This window comes from Burkholderia sp. 4M9327F10 (genome assembly GCF_005503145.1).
Classification (GTDB): domain Bacteria; phylum Pseudomonadota; class Gammaproteobacteria; order Burkholderiales; family Burkholderiaceae; genus Paraburkholderia.
Map to the genome: position 1 here is coordinate 14,438 of NZ_SCNV01000032.1, position 21,953 is coordinate 36,390.

19 protein-coding genes and 1 pseudogene are annotated in these 21,953 nt (G+C 61.5%); 8 read left to right on the forward strand and 12 right to left on the reverse strand.

The window, feature by feature from the left end:
- Window positions 1-5: 5 nt before the first annotated feature.
- The 4 genes from FFS45_RS25080 (at window position 6) to FFS45_RS25095 (ending at window position 4,017) form a co-directional block, all read left to right on the forward strand.
- Entirely contained in the window at window positions 6-1,238 is a 1,233-nt protein-coding gene (locus FFS45_RS25080; protein ID WP_137957330.1) for a sugar ABC transporter substrate-binding protein, read from the forward strand.
- Window positions 1,239-1,409: 171 nt separating this feature from the next.
- Window positions 1,410-2,300 (forward strand): sugar ABC transporter permease, encoded by an 891-nt coding sequence (locus FFS45_RS25085; protein ID WP_137957331.1) that lies wholly within the window; start codon window positions 1,410-1,412, stop codon window positions 2,298-2,300.
- Complete coding sequence (locus FFS45_RS25090) at window positions 2,297-3,142, forward strand: carbohydrate ABC transporter permease (protein ID WP_137957332.1); 846 nt, start codon at window positions 2,297-2,299, stop codon at window positions 3,140-3,142. The genes FFS45_RS25085 and FFS45_RS25090 overlap by 4 nt, the downstream gene beginning before the upstream one ends.
- 74 nt (window positions 3,143-3,216) lie before the next feature.
- Entirely contained in the window at window positions 3,217-4,017 is an 801-nt protein-coding gene (locus FFS45_RS25095) for a hypothetical protein (RefSeq protein ID WP_137957333.1), read from the forward strand.
- Between the two features lie 67 nt (window positions 4,018-4,084).
- On the opposite strand, the gene FFS45_RS25100 is transcribed toward FFS45_RS25095, so the two are convergent.
- Window positions 4,085-4,372, reverse strand: coding sequence for a DUF1330 domain-containing protein (locus FFS45_RS25100; RefSeq protein ID WP_137957334.1), 288 nt, complete (start codon window positions 4,370-4,372; stop codon window positions 4,085-4,087).
- 105 nt (window positions 4,373-4,477) lie between these two features.
- Window positions 4,478-5,371 (reverse strand): LysR family transcriptional regulator, encoded by an 894-nt coding sequence (locus tag FFS45_RS25105; protein ID WP_137957335.1) that lies wholly within the window; start codon window positions 5,369-5,371, stop codon window positions 4,478-4,480.
- A gap of 151 nt (window positions 5,372-5,522) precedes the next feature.
- On the opposite strand from FFS45_RS25105, the gene FFS45_RS25110 reads away from it, so the two are divergent.
- Together FFS45_RS25110 and FFS45_RS25115 are read left to right on the forward strand one after the other, a co-directional pair.
- Entirely contained in the window at window positions 5,523-5,849 is a 327-nt protein-coding gene (locus FFS45_RS25110) for a carboxymuconolactone decarboxylase family protein (RefSeq protein WP_137957336.1), read from the forward strand.
- 68 nt (window positions 5,850-5,917) lie between these two features.
- Window positions 5,918-6,925: an aldo/keto reductase gene (locus FFS45_RS25115; protein WP_137957337.1), complete on the forward strand. Its 1,008-nt coding sequence runs from the start codon at window positions 5,918-5,920 to the stop codon at window positions 6,923-6,925.
- 81 nt (window positions 6,926-7,006) lie between these two features.
- Here FFS45_RS25115 and FFS45_RS42900 read toward each other — a convergent pair.
- The 5 genes and pseudogenes from FFS45_RS42900 to FFS45_RS25140 all read right to left on the reverse strand — a co-directional run.
- Window positions 7,007-7,228, reverse strand: a pseudogene (locus FFS45_RS42900) (type II toxin-antitoxin system VapC family toxin); the annotation flags it as partial.
- On the reverse strand, window positions 7,225-7,488 hold the full coding sequence (gene vapB / locus FFS45_RS25125) for a type II toxin-antitoxin system VapB family antitoxin (protein WP_137957338.1): 264 nt from the start codon (window positions 7,486-7,488) through the stop codon (window positions 7,225-7,227). The pseudogene FFS45_RS42900 and the gene vapB, both read right to left, overlap by 4 nt.
- Window positions 7,489-7,601: 113 nt before the next feature.
- Window positions 7,602-9,197: a DHA2 family efflux MFS transporter permease subunit gene (locus FFS45_RS25130; protein WP_137957339.1), complete on the reverse strand. Its 1,596-nt coding sequence runs from the start codon at window positions 9,195-9,197 to the stop codon at window positions 7,602-7,604.
- Entirely contained in the window at window positions 9,194-10,261 is a 1,068-nt protein-coding gene (locus tag FFS45_RS25135) for an HlyD family secretion protein (protein WP_249362919.1), read from the reverse strand. Before FFS45_RS25135 ends, FFS45_RS25130 begins: the two co-directional genes overlap by 4 nt.
- Before the next feature lie 132 nt (window positions 10,262-10,393).
- A complete protein-coding gene (locus FFS45_RS25140) occupies window positions 10,394-11,908 on the reverse strand; it encodes an efflux transporter outer membrane subunit (RefSeq protein ID WP_137957341.1) in 1,515 nt (504 codons plus the stop codon).
- Between the two features lie 75 nt (window positions 11,909-11,983).
- Between FFS45_RS25140 and FFS45_RS25145 the strand changes: the two genes are divergently transcribed.
- Window positions 11,984-12,769: a helix-turn-helix transcriptional regulator gene (locus FFS45_RS25145; RefSeq protein ID WP_137957342.1), complete on the forward strand. Its 786-nt coding sequence runs from the start codon at window positions 11,984-11,986 to the stop codon at window positions 12,767-12,769.
- Between the two features lie 69 nt (window positions 12,770-12,838).
- Here the strand turns inward: FFS45_RS25145 and FFS45_RS25150 are convergent, their stop codons facing one another.
- The gene (locus FFS45_RS25150) at window positions 12,839-13,732 is read right to left on the reverse strand and encodes a LysR family transcriptional regulator (RefSeq protein WP_137957343.1); all 894 of its coding nucleotides are present in this window, start codon (window positions 13,730-13,732) and stop codon (window positions 12,839-12,841) included.
- Window positions 13,733-13,839: 107 nt separating this feature from the next.
- Between FFS45_RS25150 and FFS45_RS25155 the strand changes: the two genes are divergently transcribed.
- Window positions 13,840-15,117, forward strand: a complete 1,278-nt coding sequence (locus FFS45_RS25155) for an MFS transporter (protein WP_137957344.1) — start codon at window positions 13,840-13,842, stop codon at window positions 15,115-15,117.
- On the opposite strand, the gene FFS45_RS25160 is transcribed toward FFS45_RS25155, so the two are convergent.
- The 4 genes from FFS45_RS25160 to FFS45_RS25175 form a co-directional block, all read right to left on the reverse strand.
- A complete protein-coding gene (locus FFS45_RS25160) occupies window positions 15,087-18,287 on the reverse strand; it encodes an EAL domain-containing protein (protein WP_137957345.1) in 3,201 nt (1,066 codons plus the stop codon). The two genes, FFS45_RS25155 and FFS45_RS25160, sit on opposite strands and share 31 nt — an antisense overlap.
- A gap of 438 nt (window positions 18,288-18,725) precedes the next feature.
- On the reverse strand, window positions 18,726-19,712 hold the full coding sequence (locus FFS45_RS25165) for a chemotaxis protein (RefSeq protein ID WP_137957346.1): 987 nt from the start codon (window positions 19,710-19,712) through the stop codon (window positions 18,726-18,728).
- Between the two features lie 248 nt (window positions 19,713-19,960).
- Window positions 19,961-20,401: a conjugal transfer protein TraD gene (gene traD / locus FFS45_RS25170; RefSeq protein WP_137957347.1), complete on the reverse strand. Its 441-nt coding sequence runs from the start codon at window positions 20,399-20,401 to the stop codon at window positions 19,961-19,963.
- 62 nt (window positions 20,402-20,463) lie between these two features.
- The gene (locus tag FFS45_RS25175) at window positions 20,464-21,921 is read right to left on the reverse strand and encodes a PepSY domain-containing protein (protein ID WP_137957348.1); all 1,458 of its coding nucleotides are present in this window, start codon (window positions 21,919-21,921) and stop codon (window positions 20,464-20,466) included.
- Between the last annotated feature and the right edge of the window lie 32 nt (window positions 21,922-21,953).

The following is a 21,953-nucleotide window of genomic DNA, read 5'->3' on the forward strand; positions in this document are numbered from 1 at the left end:
GAGAAATGTCGTTGCAAGCCCGTGCTTCCTTCGCGCTCGGCAAGATTGCCGTGGCGCTTGCGTTTGCAGGTATGGCCGTCGCGGCGCACGCCGACACGGTCCGCGTTACCGTCGCCCATTACAGCGATGCGACCGCACCGTACTTCGAAAAAGTGGCTCAGGAATTCGAAAAAGCCAACCCCGGCACGACGATCAAGATCGAGGACGTGAGCTGGGACACGCTGCAACAGAAGCTGCAAACGGACATTACCGGCGGCGCCAACGCCGACCTGGCGATTGTCGGCACCCGCTGGCTGCTCGATTTCGTCAAGGACGACGTGGCCGAACCGCTCGACGGCTACATGGACGCCAGCTTCAAGAACCGCTTCATCGGTCCGTTCCTCGCCCCGGGCGAGATCAACGGCAAGGTCTACGGCCTGCCGATCGCCGCATCGGCCCGCGCGCTTTACTACAACAAGGATCTGCTGGCGAAGGTCGGCTATCCGGACGGCCCGAAGACGTGGAATGACGTGATCGACGCCTCGAAGAAACTGAAGGCGCAAGGCATTGCCGGCTTCGGCCTGCAAGGCAAGGAAATCGAAACGGACGTCTACTTTTACTATGCGCTGTGGAGCTACGGCGGCGAAGTCGTCGGCAAGGACGGCAAGGCAGCGTTCAACTCGCCGGCTGGCGTGAAGGCCGCGACGCTGTACAAGACGCTGATCGACGATGGTCTGACCGAACCGGGCGTGACGGGCTACAGCCGCGAAGACGTGCAGAACCTGTTCAAGCAGGGCCGTGTGGCGATGGTCATCTCGGCGCCGTTCCTCTCCAAGCAGATCGCCAAGGAAGCGCCGAACCTGAAGTACGGCATCGACCCGATCCCGATGGGCACGACTCACGCCACGTATGCGGTGACGGACTCGATCGTGATGTTCAAGAACTCCAAGGTGAAGAAGAGCGCCTGGAAGTTCCTCGACTATCTGTTCACGAAGGAGCCGCGTGTGCAGTTCACCAACACGGAAGGCTTCTTGCCGACCACCAAGGCCGAAGCGACCGACCCGGCGTTCAACAATCCTGACACGAAGGCGTTCATCGCGCTCCTGCCGAGCGCGCGTTTTGCGCCGACGATTACGGGTTGGGAAGACACCGCGAAGGCTGTGTCGGACGCCATGCAGTCGATCTATCTCGGCAAGGCTCAGCCGGCAGCAGCTTTGAACGCAGCGGCCGACAAGGCGAATCAATCGCTCGGCAAGTAATGGCGTTGAGTCAACGCCGAGTTGACGTAGAACCGCGTTAATGTAGACCGGTGCGCGCCGCTGCTGTCAGGCGGCGCGCACCGTGTTGTATCCGGCCCATCCCGTCGCGCCGGCCTCGAGGCAACATTGAAGCCGGGTCGAGGCTCAAGCGCTACTTACGACCGAGCACGCATGAGCCGTCCTGCTTCCCTGCGCCTGTCGGCGCCCTGGCTGCTGATTGCGCCGAGTTTGATCCTGGCGCTGTTTATCATCAGCTATCCGATTTTCAACATCGTGTATCAGTCGCTGCACGATGTCTCGCGCTTCGGCGCAATTCGCGACTTTACCGGCCTCGCGAATTTCTACACCGTGTTCGCAGATCCGGAATTTCTCGGCGCGCTCAAGCGCACGATCTACTGGACGTTTTTTGTCGTGGGCGGCACCGTCCTAATCTCGGTACCGGTCGCACTTATTCTCAACCAGGACTTCTATGGACGCGGCGTGGCGCGCACTATCGTGATGCTGCCGTGGTCCGTGTCGCTCACGATGACCGCCGTGGTATGGCGCTGGGCCTTTAATGACGACTACGGCATGGTCAACGTCACATTGCACCGGCTCGGCATCATCAACGGGCCGATTCATTGGCTGGCGACGCCGGAGCTCGCGTTTCCGGTGGAAATTGCGGTCGGGATTCTGGTGTCGATTCCGTTTACGGTCACTATCCTGCTGGGCGGCCTGTCGTCCGTGCCGGGCGACATCTACGAGGCGGCACGCATCGACGGCGCGAGCGCATGGCAGCAGTTCCGCAAGCTGACGCTGCCCTTGCTCAAGCCTTTCGTCAACATGGCGATCCTGTTGAATGTGATCTACGTCTTCAACTCGTTTCCGATCATCTGGGTCATGACGCAAGGCGGCCCGGACGAGAGCACGCATATTCTCGTCACCTATCTGTATGAGGTCGGCTTCCGGCTGGGGCGTCCGGGCCAGGCGGCAGCGGTGTCGCTGATCATGCTGATCATGCTGTTCGTGTTTTCGATGCTGTATCTGCGCATGCAGCCGGCGAAGGAAGGGGAAAACGCATGAGCACCAAACTGAAACGCACGCTATGGTGCTGGCTCGCGCTGTCTCCGCTGATCGTCCTCGTGCTGTTCCCGTTTGCGATCATGCTGTTCACCGCGCTCAAACCGGCCGATGAGGTTTTCGTTTACCCGGCCCGCTGGCTGCCGGTGCACTGGCAATGGAGCAACTTCGCAGATATGTGGCAGGCCGCCAACTTCGGCGTGGCCTTGCGCAACAGCGTGGTAATCAGCCTGCTTTCCATGGCGCTTGCGCTGGCGGTCAGCGTGCCCGCGGCCTACGCGCTCGCGCGCTTTCCGTTCAAGGGGCGCGGCCTGTACCGGCAGTTCCTGCTCGTCACGCAGATGCTCTCGCCAATTCTGCTGGTGGTCGGCCTGTTCCGCCTCGCCGCCATGATTCCCTATGGCGACGGCAACCTGGTTGACTCCAAGCTCGCGGTGATCGTCTCGTATGCGGCGTTCAACATCGCGTTTGCCGTGTGGATGCTGTCGTCTTACTTTCAAACTGTGCCGCGCGATCTCGAAGAGTCAGCATGGCTCGAAGGATGCGGCCGCGCCAAGGCCGTGTTCAAGGTGTTTCTGCCGTTGGCCGTCCCCGCTATCGTCGTCACGGCAATCTTCACATTTATCAACGCGTGGAACGAGTTTGCGGTGGTCTATACGCTGATTCGTTCGCCGGAGAACAAGACCCTCACCGTGCAGGTCACCGACATGGTGGCAGGGAAGTACGTCGTGGAATGGCATCTGGTCATGGCGGCGACCTTGTGCGCGACCTTGCCGGTCTCCGTGGTGTTCGCGTGGCTGCAGCGGTATCTCGTCAAGGGTCTCGCTCTGGGAGCAGTGAAGTAAGCGTGACCGCCAATACGACCCAACCATCCGGTACGCCGTTGCGCTAGACTGCGGTCGTCCCGGAGGGCTTAGACGTGTCCAACCTGAAACCCAGACTGCTTCACCTGAGCGCCGCCTGCGCCCTGACGTGTGTTCAGATGCTGGCGCACGCGGCCTCCTCGCAAGAGGTTCCCGCCGCCAACGCCGCGAGCCAGACACAGACCTCGCAGGCTGCGGCACTGCTGGCGCAGCGGCCTATTGTCGGCGACGACGCCGGCGCCGTCAGAGACACCTTGGCGACGGGACGCATTCACGCCAGCTCGCCCACCTTGACCGAGCGTCTGCGCGACCTGATTCCCACTCGCCAGGTACCGCACGATCTCGACCTCGCGAAGGTCAATCTCGACCGTGAACTGGTATTCGTCGTCCCCGTGTCCTATGGCGTGCTGTACCGTTCGAAAAACCACTCGCTGACAGTCAACGCGGATCTGGCGGACGAGGAAGCGCCGGGCGTGATCCCGCTCAAGAAAACCGTGATCGGACCGAGCGGCCGGGGGTTGGTGGTAGCCGCGGAAGCGAAAGCGAAGGGATATATCCAGCGAATCGATCTGATTGAACTCAAGCCTGGCGAATCCAGCAAGACCAAGGTCCGTGCCCACCTCTCGCTCTCGCCGGCTGATTTCGCCAAAGTTGACGGCGATTTCGCCATTGCGCTGATGTGCGATCTCGCGCCGCCCTATCTGAGCGAGCAGCGCGAACATAGCGATCCCACCGACGACGAGCCGACCGATATCACGACCCGCACGTCGGTTCTATACACTCATGTCCGCGCCGTCTGGCTGATCAGCCCGCAGACGGGTACGGTGCTGGCGAAGAACCTGCATTTGTCGAACTGAGGCTGCGCCGCGTGGACAGGCTGGATGAACAGCCGGCACAGCGGCGCAACGCACCTGTCCGTTTTCGTCAAACGCCTTCGACGAGTACAGCGCGATAGGTTGAACCCTTGAAACGGTGCTTCACGACCTCCTGGTACTCGGGGCTGTCGTACCAGGCGCGTGCCGCCTCCGTGGACGGGAACTCAACCACCACCACACCCTCGGGCGCATCGCCCTCGAGCACCTGCTGCGGTCCATAGGCAGCAAGTATCTTGATTGGATGACCTTTGAAGGTCGCACCAACCTTGCTTTGGTAAATATCCAGCTCAGCCTGATCCTGCGTGCTTTCTCGTGTGAAGACAATATAAGTCGCCATGACATACGCTCCAGCAGTGGTGTGAAGGTGGAGGAGATCATGCCACGAAATCGTGTCGCGTTCCGGCAAGCTGCCCAGCCTCGCCGGCAACGCCGCACGCGGGCGTCACGGCCGGTAGCGCAAGGCCTCGATCAACACCGCCAGCGCGCGTGAGGACTGCCTGCGGCTGGGGTAATAGAGGTGGTAGCCTGGGAAGGTCGGGCACCAGTCCTTGAGTACAAGCTTGAGGCGATTGTCGTCGAGATAAGGCCGCACCACGTCTTCCGGTACATACGCAAGACCACAGCCGTCGAGCGCCGCCTCCAGCATCAGCGATGTCGTATTGAACACCAACTGGCCCTCCACGCGAACCTTCAGCTCATGCCCCGCCTTTTCGAACTCCCATGCATACAGACCACCGTAGGTGGGTAGCCGCAGATTGATACAGCTATGCTCGGTCAACTGCTGCGGTGTTCTAGGACGACCGTGCTTCGCAAAGTAGGATGGAGCACCGACCACCGCCATGTGCATATCCGGCGCGGCGCGCACCGCAATCATGTCTTTCGCCACCTGATCGCCCAGGCGCACCCCCACGTCGAACTGCTGCGCGACGATATCCGTCAGCCCGAAGTCGATGACGATCTCGACCTTGATGTCCGGATAGTCCGGCAGGACGCGCGCAAGCTTCGGCCATAGCACTTCGCGAGCGGCGACTTCGTCAGCGGTGATGCGAATCGTGCCGGCCGGCTTGTCGCGCAACTCGCTCAATGCCGCCAGTTCCTCGTCGATCTCTTCGAAGCGAGGTCCCACTGTGGCGAGCAGGCGCTCGCCGGCCGGCGTGGGTGCCACGCTGCGGGTGGTGCGCGTGAGCAAGCGCAGGCCTAATCGGGACTCCAGCGCGCGGATGGTGTGACTCAACGCCGATTGCGACACCCCAAGCCTGGCCGCCGCCCGGGTAAAGCTGCGTTCGCGCGCCACCGCGAGAAACGCCAGCAGGTCGTTAAAGTTTTCGCGTGCCATTGATGAGCCCAGTTCATAGGTGCATGCCGATTCTACAGTCTAGTCGCGCCTGGCCGCACTCTGTAAATTCGACTTTGCAGATGACCGGCCGCGCGGGTGCAAGACGCCTGCGCGACTCATCACCATCCCGACCCAAGTTGGAGAGAACGTCATGGCTCAAGAACCCACCGCAGCGCGTGAAGCGTTTGGCGACTTCGCACCCGCGCTGGCGGAATACACGGACAAAGTGCTGTTCGGCGACGTCTGGCAACGTCCCGGACTTTCGCCTCGCGAGCGCAGTCTGATCACCGTTGCCAGCCTTGTCGCGCTATATCGCACGAACGAGCTGCCTTTCCATATCGGCAAGGCGCTCGACAACGGCATCACACGCGACGAACTGATCGAACTGATCACCCACCTTGCCTTTTATTCAGGCTGGCCGACTGCCGCCACCGCATGGCCGATTGCCAAGCGCGTCTTCGAGGCGCGCGAGGCTTGAGCGGATCGAACCGCGCGGCCTGTTTCAGCACGATCTAACGCAGGCCTTGCCTGCACGGAGCACTCTCAATGGATTACCGGTATCTGGGCCGCAGCGCCCTCAAGGTTTCGCCCCTGTGCCTGGGCGCGATGATGTTCGGCGGCGAGACCGACGAGGCCACCTCGAAGCGCATCATCGACAAGGCTTACGATCAGGGCATCAATTTCATCGACACAGCAGACGTCTATCACGCGGGACGTTCGGAAGAGATCGTCGGACGCGCCATCGCTTCGCGGCGCGATAGCTGGGTGGTCGCGACCAAGTTCGGTTATCCGGCCACGCAGGGGCCGAACGAACAGGGTCAGTCGCGCAAGTGGATCGTGCAGTCGGTTGACGCGAGCCTGAAGCGGCTCGGCACCGACTATATCGACATCCTCTACTTTCACCGCGCGCTGACCGATGCGCCGCTCGAAGAAGCGGTGCGCGCGATTGGCGATCTGATCCGTCAAGGCAAGATCCGTTACTTCGGTGTATCGAACTTCCGTGGCTGGCGCATCGCCGAGATCGTCCGCCTTGCCGATCAGCTCGGCATGGATCGGCCGGTCGCGAGCGAGCCGCTTTACAACATCGTCGACCGTACCGCTGAAGTCGAGCAACTACCGGCTGCGGCTCACTATGGACTGGGTGTGGTTCCGTATAGCCCGCTGGCGCGTGGCGTGCTGAGCGGCAAATATGGTGTGGATACCCCGCCGCCGGCCGATTCGCGTGCAGGCCGCGGCGACAAGCGTATCCAGCAGACCGAGTGGCGACCGGAGTCGCTGAGGATCGCCCAGGCCGTTGCCGAACATGCGGCGAAGCGCGGGACGACTTCGATTGCGTTTGCGCTCGCCTGGGTGCTCAAAAACCGGTTCGTCAGCAGCGCGATTGCCGGTCCGCGGACTGAAGCGCAGTGGGATAGCTATGGCGAGGCGCTAAAGCTTTCGCTCACCTCGGAAGATGAGCAGTTCGTCGATAGCCTGGTGGTGCCGGGGCATGCGTCGACGCCGGGGTATACCGATCCGGGGTATCCGGTTGAGGGGCGGCGGGTGGTCGGGTAATCGGCCAGGTTAAGGGGCGCGGCAAATCGCCGGCGCTAACTGGAAGTCGGGCCACTATCTTCGGACGTGGCCCAATCTTCAAAGCGCATTAAGACAAGCAACAAAAGCGGAGACCAAGGTACCGTGCTTGGGCGACGCCTTTTTACCAACCGCACCGAAACGCATTTCGGCGTCTGTAATGGCGGACACGACGATTCACTCTTGAGCATCCACACAGTCTTGTAGATGCGCAAGAACCTTCGACGGACGCTCCCGCATGATGAACGAACAGATGTTCGTGTCGAGCATGTCAATCTGCGTCACTGGCTCGACTCCGAACCTTCGTCATCACTCTCCGTCAGATCGAAACGGCCCGACTCGATCACCGGTGGGCGATCTGAAAGGAGATCGGCATCGGCCAACGGCTCGCTCGCGAACGAGGACCAATTGGGACGAACAGGACGCAAAACAAGCGTATCCCCATCCCGCCGAATGTCGAGTTCAGTCACTCCCTCGTACTGCATGTCCTTGGGAATGCGGATGGCCTGACTAGCGTTGTTCTTGAAAATGGAAACGGTGCGCATGACAGTTCCCGGAGCGGGTGAAACATGCCGATATTTTACCCATATGTTGGCATATGCCAACTTGACACCGGCAGCGCGATTGCGGGTCCGCGTACCGAAGCGCAGTGGGATGGCTACGGCGAGGCGCTAAAGCTTCCCCTCCCTCGCAACGCAAACGCCGCGAGCGTACATCCAAGCATCGCGATACCGGCCACGAGGAAGGTATCGCTATAAGCCATCAACAGCGCCTCGCGGCCAATCACCTTATCGATAATGCCAAGCGCCGCTTCGCGGCTGCCGGCGAGCCCCGCGGCAGCCAGCGCGTCGCCCCGGCCAACATGGCTACCGGTCAGCACCCTGACCATATCGATCATGCGCTCCTGAAACGCCCCATTGAACGGCGTAATCGCTTCGCCAATGCGCGCGGCGTGCAGCTTTTCCCGTTCCACCACGATCTGGCTGGCGATCGCAATCCCGATCGCGCCACCCAGGTTGCGCACCATGCTGAACAGACCCGAGGCCGATCCGAGCTGGCTCTTCTCGATGCCGTTGACCGCCATCACGCCCAGCGCGACGACCACCAGCGATTGCCCGATTCCGCGCACGATCAGCGACGGCACGACCACGTTCGCAGAAGCATCCACGTCGAGATGAATGTTCATCAGGCATCCGATCGCCACCAGCACAAAGCCGGCAATGATCGTCGTGCGAGCGCTGGTGCGGCGCATCAGAGGCGGCGTCAAAAATGACATGACGAACTGCACAAGCCCGTACGGCACCATCATCACGCCGATATCGCGGGCACTGTAGCCCTGCAGTTCGGCAAAATAGTTTGGCACCAGAAACACGACCGCGAACACCACCCCGCCGAACAGGAACTGCATCAGACTCGCAATACCGAAGTTATAACGCCCCAGCAGCCGAAGATTGATAAACGGTTCATCGCGACGAAGCTGCACAATCACAAAGACAGCGAGCCCAACGACCGCAACCAGAAACATGTTCGTAATGAAACCCGAGCCGAACCAGTCCTTGCGCCCACCCTCCTCCAGCACGATCTGCAGTGCACTGAGTCCGATCGCCATCGTCGTGATGCCGAGCCAGTCCGCGCTGCGCAGCCGGTCCAGTTGCACCGGCTCAGGTTTGATCGCCCAACCGATCGCCGCCAGCAGAACGAGCGCGGGTGGAATCTGCAAATAGAAAATCCAGCGCCACGAATACATGTCGGTCAGCCAGCCGCCCAGGGAGGGCCCTGCCGCCTGCGCGACGTTGTTGGCAACCGCGAACAGCGCCATACCGAGCGGATGCCGCGCTGGTGGCAACTTCGTTACGATCAGCTGAAACGAGAGCGGAATCAGCACACCGCCGAACGCGCCTTGAAACGCACGGGCAACGATCATGGCGTCGATGGTCGGCGCTACGGAACACACGAGCGAGAAGACCAGAAACCCACTCGTTCCGACCAGCATCACGCGTCGGATCGAAAACACCTGTACGAGCCACCCGGTCAGTGGAATGATGATGATTTCCGCAACCAGATACGCCGTGGTAATCCACGAACCTTCCTCGAAACTCGCACCAAGCGAACCACGGATATCGGGTAGCGAAGCATTGGTGACATGCACGTTCATACCGGCCATGAAGCAGCCAAACACGCCACCGAGCACCGCAATCCAGGCACGCAACGACACCGGCTCATGAGTCGTGGCAGCAGTAGTGGTAGCGCTCATGAACGACTCGCGGAGGTTTGTGTACCGGTATGAACGCGTGCGACGACCGACATGCCTGGCCGCAGGGCGATTGCCTCGCGCTGCCCGGCGTCCACCGCAATCTTGACGGGGATGCGCTGCACAACCTTGGTAAAGTTGCCGGTCGCGTTATCGGGCGGCAGCAACGCAAACTGGGCTCCCGAACCGGGTGCAATACTCAACACGCGGCCGTGCAAGGTATGCCCGCCATAGCTATCGACGTCGATCTCGACCGGCTGGCCGGCGCTCATTGTCGCCACCTCGGTTTCCTTGAAATTGGCGATCACGTAAACGTCCTGCAGCGGCACGACAGCGAGCAACGGCTGGCCCGTCTCGACATACTGCCCCGTGCGCACGGTGCGCTGACCAACTACGCCATCGCTGGCCGCGCGAATTGTCGTGTGATCGAGATCGAGCTGCGCGAGCGCCAGAGCGGCACGCGCGACCTCTACCTGCGCCTGTGCCTGCGCAATCGCGGCCATGCCTTGCATCCTGCGCTTGAGCAGCACGGCTTGTTCGCCGCGCTGTGCCTCGACGCTCGCATCGGCCTTGGCGAGCAGAGCATCGGCCGTGAGTGCTGCGGCATGCGCCTGCTCCCAACGTTGCTCGCTCGAGGCCTGTTCAGCCGTGAGTTGCCTGTAGCGTTCGTCGTCAGCCTTGCGGCGGCCCGCATCGGCTCGCGCCGCGGCGACATCCGCTTGCGCTGCCGCTGTCAGGCTGCTTTCGCGGGTAACTTGCGCATCGAGCGTCGCAACGTTTGCCTGTTCCGCGCGCAACGTCGCGAGCGCAGCGTCTACACTCGCCCGAGCCCGGGCGGCCTTAGCAGCGTAGTCGGCGCTATCTATTTGTGCGAGCAGATCCCCTTGGCGCACCGGCTGATTGTCTGCGACAGCCACGCTCGTCACATAGCCGGGCACGCGCGAACTCACGGTCACCACGTCCGCGCGGACATAGGCGTCGTCGGTGCTTTCGATAAACCGGCCGACGCTCCACCAGCGCAGCGCCATCACGGCCACTGCAACGCCAGCAACGACGCTAGCCGCCAAGACCAGATTTTTCCTGCTAAACGGTGAAGCCTTCCCCGGAACAACAGTGGTACTCATATCAAGACCTTGATGGAAAAGTAAGAGCGGCCGTTCAGCAGGTCCGCTAATGCATTCGCGCACGGCGCGATGAAGCTACTGCTGCCAGCCGCCACCAAGCGCCTTGAAAACGGCGACCTGATCCGATGCCAGCGTCCCGCTGGAGGCGGCAAGCGCTGCGTCGGTTGCGACGAGACTGCGTTCGGCGTCGAGCACGTCGAGAAAATCCAGCGCACCCGCTTTGTAATTCAGCTCCGCGAGATGCAGCGCACGAGCGTCGTTAGCTCGCGCAGCCTGTAGTGCCTGCTGGCGTTGCCACTGCGCGCCATAAAAGGTCAGCGCCTGCTCGGATTCCTTCAACGCGGTGAGTACGTTGCTCTCGAATCGCGCCAGCGCTTCGGCGTTATCCGCTTTCGCTTCGGCAAGCCTCGCGCGACTCACGGCCAGATTGGGAAAACGCCAGTTGATCAACGGGCCAACGCCCCAGCTCATCGCGTATTGATCGCCGAGAGAGGCGACGCTCCCCGTGGTCGACAAGAGATTGACCGAGCCGCCCAGCACGATGGACGGGTAGAGATCGGCCAGTGCAACGCCGACTTGTGCATCGGCCGCGGCCAGCATGCGTTCGGCAGCACGCAGATCGGGGCGGCGGCGCAGCAACGCGGCGCCGTCTCCGACCGGAAATGGCTGCTTGAGCACCGGCGCGACATGGCACTGCGCGGCGGTTGCCGGGAATTCGCCAGGCGGCCGGCCCAGCAGGACGGCCAACTCGAAGAGCGCGGCGCGACGCTTGCCTTCCAGGGTTGGAAGCGCCGCCCTGGTCTCGTCGAGAAAACCGTCAGCCCGCGTGACTTCGAGATCGGAAACGAGCCCGCGATCGCGTTGCCGGCTAGTCAGCTCGACTACGCGTTGGGCAATCTTAAGCGAGTGGTTGGCAACATCGATCTGCTCGCCGTATGAGCACACTTGCAGATACGCATCGGTTGTGGATGCGACGACCGCGACGCGTACCGCGTCCGAGGTCGCCTGCAGCGCCTGGGCGTCGGCTCGGGCCGCCGCCACCAGATTGCGTACGCGTCCCCAAAGGTCGACTTCGTACGACACAGCCAGCGACGGCGCATATGCCCAGCGCGTGTCTGCCGAATCGCGTCGCGCCGCCGCGACGATCTGATCGGCATTCTGCTTGCCGTAGTTACCGCCTAGCGCAAGCTGCGTATCGGGCAAGCGTGCAGCGCCGGCTTCGTTCACCACGGCCTGCGAGCGCGCAAGTCGCGCGGCCGCCACGGCGAGATCGCGATTCTGCGCAAGGGCCTGCTCGATCAACCCGTCCAGCACTGGATCGCGGTACAGGCGCCACCAGTCGTCAGGCAAAGGCTGCTGCGAAACAGGGGCATGCTCGGCCGAGGCGAACGGGGCCAACGCCGCGGCCGCAAGCTGCGGCGCGCGATACGGCGCTTGCAGCGAACAACCGGAACCCGCGAGGGTAATCGCTGCAATGCTGGCCACCACCAGACCGACGTGTGCGAAGCGGCGCGACCCGGGTATCCGGCAACGCGCGCCGTTGAGCCTCGCAAACGAAACAAAGCTGCGGTGAATTCCGGGCAAAACCATGACTCATGCTCGACTGTGGACTCGGAGAGACAAATGGTAGAGTCGTGTGAACCGATCATCTCTCGAAGAAATGCCATGCATCGTCGCGAAATAGACACCGTCAGCTTTGTCGAAAGCCAGAAGGCGCTCGAACTCGCCCCCGTCGCCGTGCTCGCCACCGACCAGCCCGCCCGCAGTGGCTTCCCACCGCACACGCACAGCAGCGCGCAATTGATCTACGCCATCTCGGGCGTCATGATCGTGCGTTCGGAAGCCGGCAGTTGGATCGTGCCGACCGGCCGCGCCGTCTGGGTACCGGGCGGCGTGCGGCACGAGATTGAAATTGCCAGCGACGTGCAAATGCGCACGGTCTACGTTGCCGCGGATGCGCGCGACAACCTGCCCAGCAGTTGCAGGGTGATTCTGGTGAGCGGGTTACTGCGCGAACTGATCGTGACGGCCGTCGGCATCCGCCCGGCCAGCATGTACAGCGATCGTGAACAGCGCATGCTGGAGTTGATTCTCGATGAAATCTGCATAGCCGAATCCTTGTTGCTGCATGTGCCCATGCCGCGTCATCCGGCGTTCGTCGAGCTATGCGCGGAATTGATCGCACAGCCTTCGCTAGAGGCCACGTTGCAGGGTTGGGCGCAGCGAGCCAGAATGAATCCACGCACGTTCGCCCGTGCGTTTCAGCGGGAGACAGGTATGACACATGGCTCGTGGTGCCGTCATACGCGGGTCCTGCTCAGCCTTCCGCAGCTCGCGACTGGGGCGTCGGTTCTCGAAGTCGCGCTGGAGCATGGCTATGAGAGTCCTAGTGCTTTTACAGCGATGTTTCGCAAGTTGCTCGGGGTCGCACCCAGTGAGTATTTTAAATAGGACTCCATAGCGTGTTGTTTGTCGCCGTCTGATGAAGCATGGCGCGCACGTCTACCGCGTTAGCACCATTCACGCAACCCCCATCCCTCGCGTCTGAAACGGACGCCCGCTCGACGTATCCAGCACGAGCCGGCCAAACTCCTGCACCGCCAGGGTTTTGTCCCCTCTCCCCCAAAGCAGCCTGAATTCCGCTTCCGGCAACGGCGGCAAACCGTAACGCCCGTCGATAACCGCGATACCCGGCTCCAGGTCGTCATAAGTCAACGGCGTAATAGCGAGCCCGCTCATAACCGCCGCCCGAATCCCCGACTGGCTCGACGAAGTAAAAGCAACATGCCAGTCAATCGACAAGCCTTCGAGCGCCTCGATCGCCACTCGCCGGTTAACACAAGGCGCCGGAAAGAACGCCAATGGCAACGACGCACCGTCTCGCACCTCAAACGTCTCTGCTGCCGCCCACACAAACCGCGTCTGCCGCAGCACTTCCCCCTCCTCGTCTCCCTCGACCTGCCGGCGCGCACCCAGCACCACAGCCAGATCCAGTTCGTGCGCTTCGACCATCGCCTGCGAATCGAGGCTCATACCCACGCTGACATCAAGCCGCACATTCGGGTATGCACGCGAAAATTGCGTGAGCAGCACAGGCAGCCGCTCACCCATAAAAATATCCGGTGCCCCAAAACGCACACTTCCAACGACGGGCGAAGAGCGGAAGCGCCGGTTGACCGCTTCCATCGCATCCAGAATCTGCAGCGCATAGCGCAGAAATTCCTCACCGTCTTCGGTCAAGGTCAGACTGCGCGTCGTCCGGTAGAGAAGCGGCCGTCCCACCTCCTCTTCGAGCCGGCGTATCTGGTGGCTGATAGCAGATTGCGTCAGGTTTAACCGCCGTGCCGCCTTGGTGAAGCCACCCGCATCCGTGACAGCGACAAACGCATGCAGAAGCGCAGGATCGAGGTTCATGATGGGCAAATGATGAAGTGATTTAATCAATCATAGTAAATTAAATCATTTCCATCATGGCGGCGAGTCACTGAGAATGAACCATGTGACCTCTTCCGGTACCCGCGATGGACAAGCTGCCCCGCGCTTCTCAGCAATTCGCCTTCACCTTGTTGCTGAGCGCCGTCATCGGCGCCACCTATGGATTCGGTGTTTATCTGTTTCCTGTGGTCTTGCCCGAAATGAAGCACGCAATCGGCTTCGACTACACCCAGGCCGGTTTCATTGCGGGCGCACGGCAATTGGCCAACGTCGCCGTGGCGCTTCTGTCGGGATTCGCCGCGGCCCGCTTTGGGGCTGCGAGAGTGGTACTCATCGCGACGCTGCTTTCATGCGCCGGCCTCGCGTGTCTCGCGTTCGCCAATCAGGTCTGGGTGATGGGAGGTTTGCTCATCGCACTCAACGCCTGCGCAGCGGCGACATGGGTGCCTATGATGGTGCTGATCGCACCGCTGATCGACGAGCGCCACCAGGCAAAGGCGATAGGCGTCATCTCCGGCGGGACCAACTACGGCATCCTGCTGAACGGTTTGATCGTGCCGGCATTGCTGTCCTCGTGGGGCTGGCGCTCGGTGTGGCTCGTCAGTGCACTCCTGACCGGGGCATTGAGTGCCACGCTCTTTAGCGTGTCCGCAAGGCTGGACCTATTGAAAACACGCCTCGCCCAACCGCAGCAGCGTCACGCGCAACAACCGCAAGACGCTGCAAGCGGTCGGCAGATTCTCACGCGACGGTATCTGCTCGTGTATGTCATCGCCTTGCTATGCGGTTTTGCCGGCGTTCCTTTCATCACCTATTTCTCCGCTTATTCCCACGATGACCTGCATCTTGGAGTCGCGATCACAGCCCACGCATGGGCGCTGGTAGGTCTCGTAGGCGCGGTGAGCGGCCTTGCGCTGGGCATGATCGGCGACATGAGCAACGCTCATGATCCAGTCTCGCAGCCACAGCGCGACGGCATGCGAACTGCGCTCGTTAGCGCAGGCGTGCTGTTGCTCTGCGCGTCGCTTATAGCAGCCTCGCGCCCTAACAGTTATGCCCTCGTCGTCGCGGCCATTGCGTTCGGGTTTTCGTTCTTTCCAATTTTCGGCCTGTTGCACGCGTATGTCGGCAAAACAAGCACGCCTGCCCTCGCCGCGATCGTATGCGGAATCTGCGAGGCGGCATTTGGCATAGGCGGTGCATCGGGAAACATAGTCGGTGGCCTTTGCAAAACCGCGTTCGGTTCGTTCTTGCCTGTCTACTGGCTCGCCACGGCTGCCTCGATCATTCTCGTCGGATTGACGTTGCTCGTGCCTGGCGTAAAAACCAGGGCCTACTCCGAAGCAATCACCTTCAGGGCTTGACTGTCCGTAGCACGCAGTATGTCGGCAATATCCTCACCGGAAACCGCCGGGCTATACAGGAAGCCTTGTCCTTCGACGCACCCATGCTCGATCAGGAAATGTCGATGAATGTCGAACTCGACACCCTCCGCAATCACATCGAACTTGAGCGCATTAGCGATCGCAATGACGGCGAGCGTCAACGCCTCGTAGCCATCATCGCGGCCAATCTGCTGAACGAAGACACGGTCGATCTTGATACGGTCGATACTGAAGCGCCTCAGATAACTGAGGCTCGAATAGCCGGTGCCGAAGTCGTCGATGGCAATCTTGACACCAAGCTCACGCAGATCGTGCAGCACGCGCGCCGCCTCATCCGCGTTGCGCATGAGCGCGCCTTCCGTCACCTCGAGTTCAAGCATCTCGGCTGGCCAATCGGCCTCGGCCAACGCAGAGCGCACCACTTTCACCAGATCGGAGTGTTCCAGTTGCAGCGGCGAGACGTTGACCGATACGCGGATCGGCGGCAGACCCGCATCCCGCCACGCTCTCGCCTGCCGGCACGCGGTGCGCAAGACCCATTCGCCGATCCCCTGGATCAAGCCGGTCTCCTCGGCGATCGGAATGAAAGCCGCGGGCGACACGGCGCCAAGTTCGGGATCGTTCCAGCGCAACAGCGCTTCCGCGCCGACCACATGCCCGGTCTGCATGTCGATTTGCGGCTGATAGGCAACGGCCAGCGCCTGTGCCTTGACCGCCCGCTTGAGTTTGGTCGAGAGCTGCAATTTCTGCGCGGCCGCGCGGTTCAGTTCAGGCCGGTAGAACTGGTAGCCATTGCGGCCGCGCGACTTCGCCAGGTACATGGCTGCATCGGCGTTGCGGATCAGGGTATCGGCATCGCGGCCGTCTTGCGGATAGGTGCTGATGCCAATGCTGGCCTCGACGTAGAGTTCCTGCCCGCTGACATGGAACGGCTCGCGCATCGCCACGATCAGCCGGTCAAGCATGGGAATGAGCTGTGCACCGTCCGTACGCTCGGCGACGATGATGAATTCGTCCCCGCCATAACGTGCCACCAGATCGTTCGCCCGCACGAGGCGCTGCAAGCGCTTGGCCACGCGAGTCAGCAACGCGTCGCCCACGCGATGACCGAGTGAATCGTTGACCTCCTTGAAGCGGTCAAGATCGAGGAACAGCACCGACACCTGACCGTTGGTTAACGCAGCGCGTCCGATGGCCTCCGCCAGGCGCTCGTCAAGCAGGTTGCGATTCGGCAACTCGGTCAGCGCGTCGTAGCGGGCTTGATGTTGCAGCCGGGTCTGGTATTCCACCAGCGCGGTGACATCGCTCATCACCCCGACATGGTGAGTCACCTGGCCATTGTCGTCGCGCACCGGCGCAACCAGGACATTGTTCCAGAAGCGCTCGCCGCTCTTGCGGGTACAGAGCAAGGTCACGTTCGCTTCCGTGTTGCTGCTCATTGCATGACGCACGGCCGACCATTGGGATGCGTCACCCACCAGTGCAAACAGGTCCTCGCAATCGATACCGGTCACCTCGCCCGACGAATAACCCGTGATCCGTTCGAACGCCGCGTTGGCAAACATCACGACATGCTGGCTCTGCTTGACCTCCGCAATCATGAGGCCGTTGATGCTCGCGTCAATGGCCCGGCTTTGCAGGCGCAGCGCCAGCTCGGCATCGCGCCGCGCGGTAACGTTTTCGTAGGCGGTCAGCACCCCAATGATGGCGCGATTCTGGTCTTCCAGCGGCAGCTTGGTTTCGGAGATCCAGACCGGCGAGCCGTCCACGGCAAACGCCTTGCGCTCGAAGTGCCGCTTGCTCAACTCACCCGCCATCACCTGGATGTCCTCTTCCTGCACGACGCGAGCATCGTCGCCCCACAGCAGATCGCGGTCTGTTTTGCCGATCAGCTCGAAGCGCGATGTCAGCCCCGCGTCACGGGCATAGATTTCATTCCCCCCCACGTAACGATGCTGCGCATCCTTCCATGCAATGCCTTGCGGGATATGGTCGAGAATGTATTCGAGTGTCTGCTTCGACTTGAACAGCTCAGCCTGGGCGACCACTTCGACCGTGACGTCCACCATGACCGACATGGTGGCGGGCCGGCCGTCGAATTCCACGCTCAGATGGTGGACGTCCATTGAGCGATGCTCGCCCGACTTGGTGCTATGCACCCAGATACCCACCGACTGCGTTTCGGAAACACTTGTCTTGCGTTTCGTGTCGACCGCCTCGTAGAGACGCCCCAGGCCGTCAGGGGGCCGCACGTCGCGCAACGACATGCCGAGCAATTCGGCCTCGGTGTAGCCATACGTCCGCTGCGCCGCGCCGTTCACGGCGACGATATCGAGCGAAGCGTCGTCGAAGATCCAGATCGGCAGCGGGTGTTCGTCAAAGAAGCGCCGGTACTTCTCGCGTGCCGTTTCTGCAAGGCGCAGTGCGCCACGCAACCTGCCCGCAATGCGGGCATTCCAGAGAATCAGACCAAGGAGCAATGCTGCCGCCGTCAAGCCGCAGTCCATCAGCGCGTTCGACACCCACTTCGAATCGGTCGAAGACTGGCTGACGATCGAATCCACCGTGGCGTCCGCGCCCATCCGTACGTCCACGACGCGTTCGAGCACGCTATAGAAGTACGCGTCGATTTCACCAAGCGCCGGATCCCCAACACCAACGCTGCCAGGGTGCCGGGCGACACGCGCGGCCAGCACGTTGCTCCGGTCGGCGAGCTTACGCAGCATATCGTCGAGGTCGGAGAGGTGGGAAAGGCAGTTTGCGTTCCGGCGGCAACCTTCGCGTGCGTCGCCAGTCAGCTCGAGAAGCCCGCGCAATGGAAAGGTAAACGCATCGCGTTTGTAAAACGGCCGCGTCTCGATCTGTGTATAGAGTTCCCCGTGCTCGTCGAGCATCATCTGCTGGACCTGGTCCAGATCCCGCTTCAGACGGCCAGATGCATGCAGCGTACGCAAGGCCTCGTCCTGCTCCCGGGTCTGGCGCAGCGCAAGGAACGTGCTAAGGGCAATCGCCGTCAATATGAATGCCACCGCAACGACCGTAATGGCTTTGCGCGCCGCCTCTTTGGCAACGGAGCGTCGTTCGGCCTTCACGTTGGTGCTTCGGCGATCCTTCCAGCGCCATACGCGAATGGATTTCAGCTTCACCATACACCGCTCGAGAATGTAGGACCCCTGCGTTAACGGCGCGCTGCGCACGGTTCTTGAATGCCTTGGCGCAGATGCAGCGCGATCCTCCCGGTGGGGCTATTGGAATAAGGGTTCCGGGTAGTCGATCCAGGCCTGGCAAAACAACGGCCAGGTATTGAAACAGGCCGTCGGACAAACCGATGCCGGCCGGAGTATGCGAGGGTCACGCTAAAGAAATATGACGCTCGTTCACTTACTGACGCTCCCCCTGCGTCTGCCTTGCTTAACCGAAAGCTTCGCCCCCAAAATGTGAAGAGGGTGTTCGCAGCGTTGCAAACACCCTCTTCCTCTTTCAAGAACGGCAGATCATCTTCATCTGGCTTGAGGCCGCCGCGTTGCCTGCGACCTCAATTGAGCGCCAGGCTCACGTTACGTTATACGTGGACGTGGCTAGCCCATTCAGGCAGGCTGCACCTGAAACTCTCCGGTTGAACTGGCAAGCGCCTGGCGGATCGCCTGAGCCAGTTCACCCGCTGCAAACTTGGCGATGTAACCGTTTGCACCGGCGTTCTTCACATGCGCTTCGTTAGCCGCACCGGTCAGCGACGAATGAATCACCACCGGGATGTCACGCGTGCGCGCATCGCCCTTGATGTGCCGCGTCAGCGTAAAACCATCCATTTCGGGCATTTCGAGGTCGGTCAGCACAAGGGCGATCTTGTCCCGCGCACGCACTTTCTCACTCTGAGCGTCCTGGGCAATCTGCTGCAGCATGTTCCATGCTTCCTCGCCGGTTTTCGCCATGATGTACTCGGCGCCGATCGCGCCCAGGGCCTGTTCGATCAGCTTGCGTGCAAAACCCGAATCGTCCGCGGCGAGAATCTTCGCGCCGACCGGCATACTCAGGTGCGCGCCGACCGAATTCGGATCGACGGCCGGGTGCTGCGCCGGGAAAACATCGCGCAGTACCTGTTCGACATCGATAACTTGCGCGAGACGCGAGTCGCCCGTGTTGCCGTCGATCCGTGCGATGCTTGTGATCGATTTGCCGGCGGCCGCACCCTCGGCGGTCAGCACCTGGTTCCACTCGAGCCGCACGATGTCATCCACTTCCTCCACCGCAAACGCTTGCGTGGAACGCGCGAACTCGGTCACCAGCAGAATGTTGCGGCCGCGGGTCGGCTCGCAACCCATCAGTCGCGGCAGGTCGATCACGGGAATGATCTGCCCGCGAATGTCGACCGCACCCATGACGTACTCGGATGCACCGGCAATCGGCGTAACCGACGGCATCGTGGATATTTCGCGCACCTTGAACACATTGATCCCGTACAGCTCGTGAGCATCGCTATCGGGGACCGATCCAAGACGAAACAACAGCAACTCGAATTTATTCGAGCTGGTCAAGCTCGTGCGTTCGTCCGTTACGCGCAGATCTGTTGCCATCAACTTGTTCTCCGGGTTCGATTTCCGGGCACAGCGCGCTGATGCCGCTCACGACACCGATCGAACGCTCCCGCCTCTTGACTGGTTATCGGCCCGCAGCGCGCAAAGTTCAGTACCGCACAACATCTTTACGCGGCTTTTTGAAGGCATCCAGGGTTTGCGACCATCGCGCAAACGATTGCGCATCGAGATCATTCATTAGACAAAAAGCGCCCGCGCACCGCACAAGCGCCCGTCCTGTTCGTCCATTATTTGCCGCGATGCGGCGAATGCTGTGCAGGCGAAATGTAATTGCGTTTGGCGAGCAGGGTGTCGCCTTGCTGCTTCCACCTGGCCCGATCCTCAGCCATGCCGCTTTCGGTAAACTCCAGCAACGCACCCAGCAGTTCGCCCAGGTCGCGACCTTCGAGCACAGCCCAGTCGACCAGCGCCGCTTTCAGGATCGAACGCTGATCCCTCGTCTTGCGCTCGGCCAGCTTCTCCGCATTGATGATGCGCGAGGCGCTGGCGCGTGCCTTTTGCGCCCGCTCCGCCGCGCGTTCGGCCTTGATGAGCGCTGCCAGTTTGCGCTCTTCGTCCTCGGTGCGCACCGGCTTGTCGGCCAGCAGCAACAGCATGCGCTGATGGTCGCTCAGCGCCTTATGACTGCGCAATTGCGTCAGCCGTTCGTTGATCCATTGATCGCTCATGGCATTGTCCTGTCATGGTGAAGGCAACTCGTCGGGGGCGATCTCCATCGCCACTGGAACAGTCAGGAAGCCGTATGTTGTGCGGCCCGTCCGAACAAGGTTCGATCGGCGAACCAGACGGCAAGCATGGTCGCCCCCATCAAAGGGAATAGCACGCCCAGCAGGACGAGACCGGTCTTCCAGCCACGCATGGGTGGCGCGGCGCGCTCGCGGCCCGGTGCACCCAGCGAGCGTGCCGGGCGGCGCTGCCACCACATCACGCAACCCGTCGCGGCCATGCCCGCGAGACCCAGCGAAATGAACGCACACAGAATCTGGTTAGCCAAACCGAAATAGCGCCCCATGTGCAGTGAGGTGCCATAAGAGACGGCCTTCGACACCGCACCGTAGTCGCCATAGCGAATGTCCTTAAGCACAGCACCGCTATATTGGTCGATATAGATCGTGCGCTCCTGCTTTGGGTCAGACGGAAAGTAGGAAACGGTATAGACCCCTGTTGCGGAGGCGGGCAGCACGATTTCGTAGCCACTCGCGATTCCAAGCGTCCCCATCAGCGCAATCACGCGATCCAGCGAAAAGCGTCCTTCGCCCTCGTCGCTGCGCGAGTTGGGCACAGGCACGTTACCGACCGCCCAGGGCGTGGTGGGCAATGGCAGATCGTCCATCGTCATGCCCGGCATCGATTCCATGCCCGAATCATGATGGGCGGCGTGAGCCGGAACACCTTTTGCCTCGCCCCCCGGCAACGTGGATTGCAGTGGCAATCCGCCCCACGAGCCGGCCGGGGCGCCGAGACTGGCGCTGGTCGCCAGCGCCTTGAACTGCTTGCCCCACGAACCGGACCACGGCAACCCGGTTAGCACGAATGCGAGGGCGCCGAGCGCGAGCCAGATGCCCATTACCGCATGCACACTTTTCCAGAGCGCCCGGCCCTTGAGCGCAAAGCGCGGCCAGAATGCCTCGCGCAGGGTAGTCGTCCCGCGCGGCCACCACAGCGCGATGCCGGTGCCGATCATGACAAGCGTCCAGCAGGCCGCCAGTTCCATCAACAGCTCGCCCGGCTTGCCGAGCAGCAACTTGCGATGCAGCATCCGGTCTACCTGCATGAAGCGATGCTCAACGCTCAAGGTGCCAAGCACATCCCCTGTGTAGGGGTTCAGATAAACGCTTTGCTTTTCGCCGCCCGGCATGCGAAACACGAATTCGGCGCTGCGTGCCGGGTCCATGTTGATCGCGGCAGTCGCCGCACGTGCACCTTCTGGCATTGCCTTTTTTGCCCGGACAAGCAGCGCGTCTTCGGTCAACCTCGGCGTGCTTTGCGGTTCGACGACAAGGCGCTCCCGGTACAGCAACGGTTCAAGCTGCGGTTGAAAGCAGTAGATCGTGCCGGTAATCGCCAGGATCACGAGAAACGGCATCACGAAGAGACCGGCATAGAAGTGCCACCGCCATAGGGTGCGATAGCCAGAGCCGGCCGTAGCGCGCGCCGGGGACATGGGATTGGTCGTGGTCACGGACATTCAATTCTCCTGATAGGCATAACGTAGACCGC

Bases quoted from the DNA above. Each gene is read 5' to 3' on its own strand.
- FFS45_RS25080 (WP_137957330.1), top strand. From the start codon at position 6: ATGTCGTTGCAAGCCCGTGCTTCCTTCGCGCTCGGCAAGATTGCCGTG.
- FFS45_RS25085 (WP_137957331.1), top strand. From the start codon at position 1,410: ATGAGCCGTCCTGCTTCCCTGCGCCTGTCGGCGCCCTGGCTGCTGATT.
- FFS45_RS25090 (WP_137957332.1), top strand. From the start codon at position 2,297: ATGAGCACCAAACTGAAACGCACGCTATGGTGCTGGCTCGCGCTGTCT.
- FFS45_RS25100 (WP_137957334.1), bottom strand. From the start codon at position 4,372: ATGGCGACTTATATTGTCTTCACACGAGAAAGCACGCAGGATCAGGCT.
- FFS45_RS25105 (WP_137957335.1), bottom strand. From the start codon at position 5,371: ATGGCACGCGAAAACTTTAACGACCTGCTGGCGTTTCTCGCGGTGGCG.
- FFS45_RS25110 (WP_137957336.1), top strand. From the start codon at position 5,523: ATGGCTCAAGAACCCACCGCAGCGCGTGAAGCGTTTGGCGACTTCGCA.
- FFS45_RS25115 (WP_137957337.1), top strand. From the start codon at position 5,918: ATGGATTACCGGTATCTGGGCCGCAGCGCCCTCAAGGTTTCGCCCCTG.
- vapB (WP_137957338.1), bottom strand. From the start codon at position 7,488: ATGCGCACCGTTTCCATTTTCAAGAACAACGCTAGTCAGGCCATCCGC.
- FFS45_RS25130 (WP_137957339.1), bottom strand. From the start codon at position 9,197: ATGAGCGCTACCACTACTGCTGCCACGACTCATGAGCCGGTGTCGTTG.
- FFS45_RS25140 (WP_137957341.1), bottom strand. From the start codon at position 11,908: ATGGTTTTGCCCGGAATTCACCGCAGCTTTGTTTCGTTTGCGAGGCTC.
- FFS45_RS25145 (WP_137957342.1), top strand. From the start codon at position 11,984: ATGCATCGTCGCGAAATAGACACCGTCAGCTTTGTCGAAAGCCAGAAG.
- FFS45_RS25150 (WP_137957343.1), bottom strand. From the start codon at position 13,732: ATGAACCTCGATCCTGCGCTTCTGCATGCGTTTGTCGCTGTCACGGAT.
- FFS45_RS25155 (WP_137957344.1), top strand. From the start codon at position 13,840: ATGGACAAGCTGCCCCGCGCTTCTCAGCAATTCGCCTTCACCTTGTTG.
- FFS45_RS25160 (WP_137957345.1), bottom strand. From the start codon at position 18,287: ATGGTGAAGCTGAAATCCATTCGCGTATGGCGCTGGAAGGATCGCCGA.
- FFS45_RS25165 (WP_137957346.1), bottom strand. From the start codon at position 19,712: ATGGCAACAGATCTGCGCGTAACGGACGAACGCACGAGCTTGACCAGC.
- traD (WP_137957347.1), bottom strand. From the start codon at position 20,401: ATGAGCGATCAATGGATCAACGAACGGCTGACGCAATTGCGCAGTCAT.
- FFS45_RS25175 (WP_137957348.1), bottom strand. From the start codon at position 21,921: ATGTCCGTGACCACGACCAATCCCATGTCCCCGGCGCGCGCTACGGCC.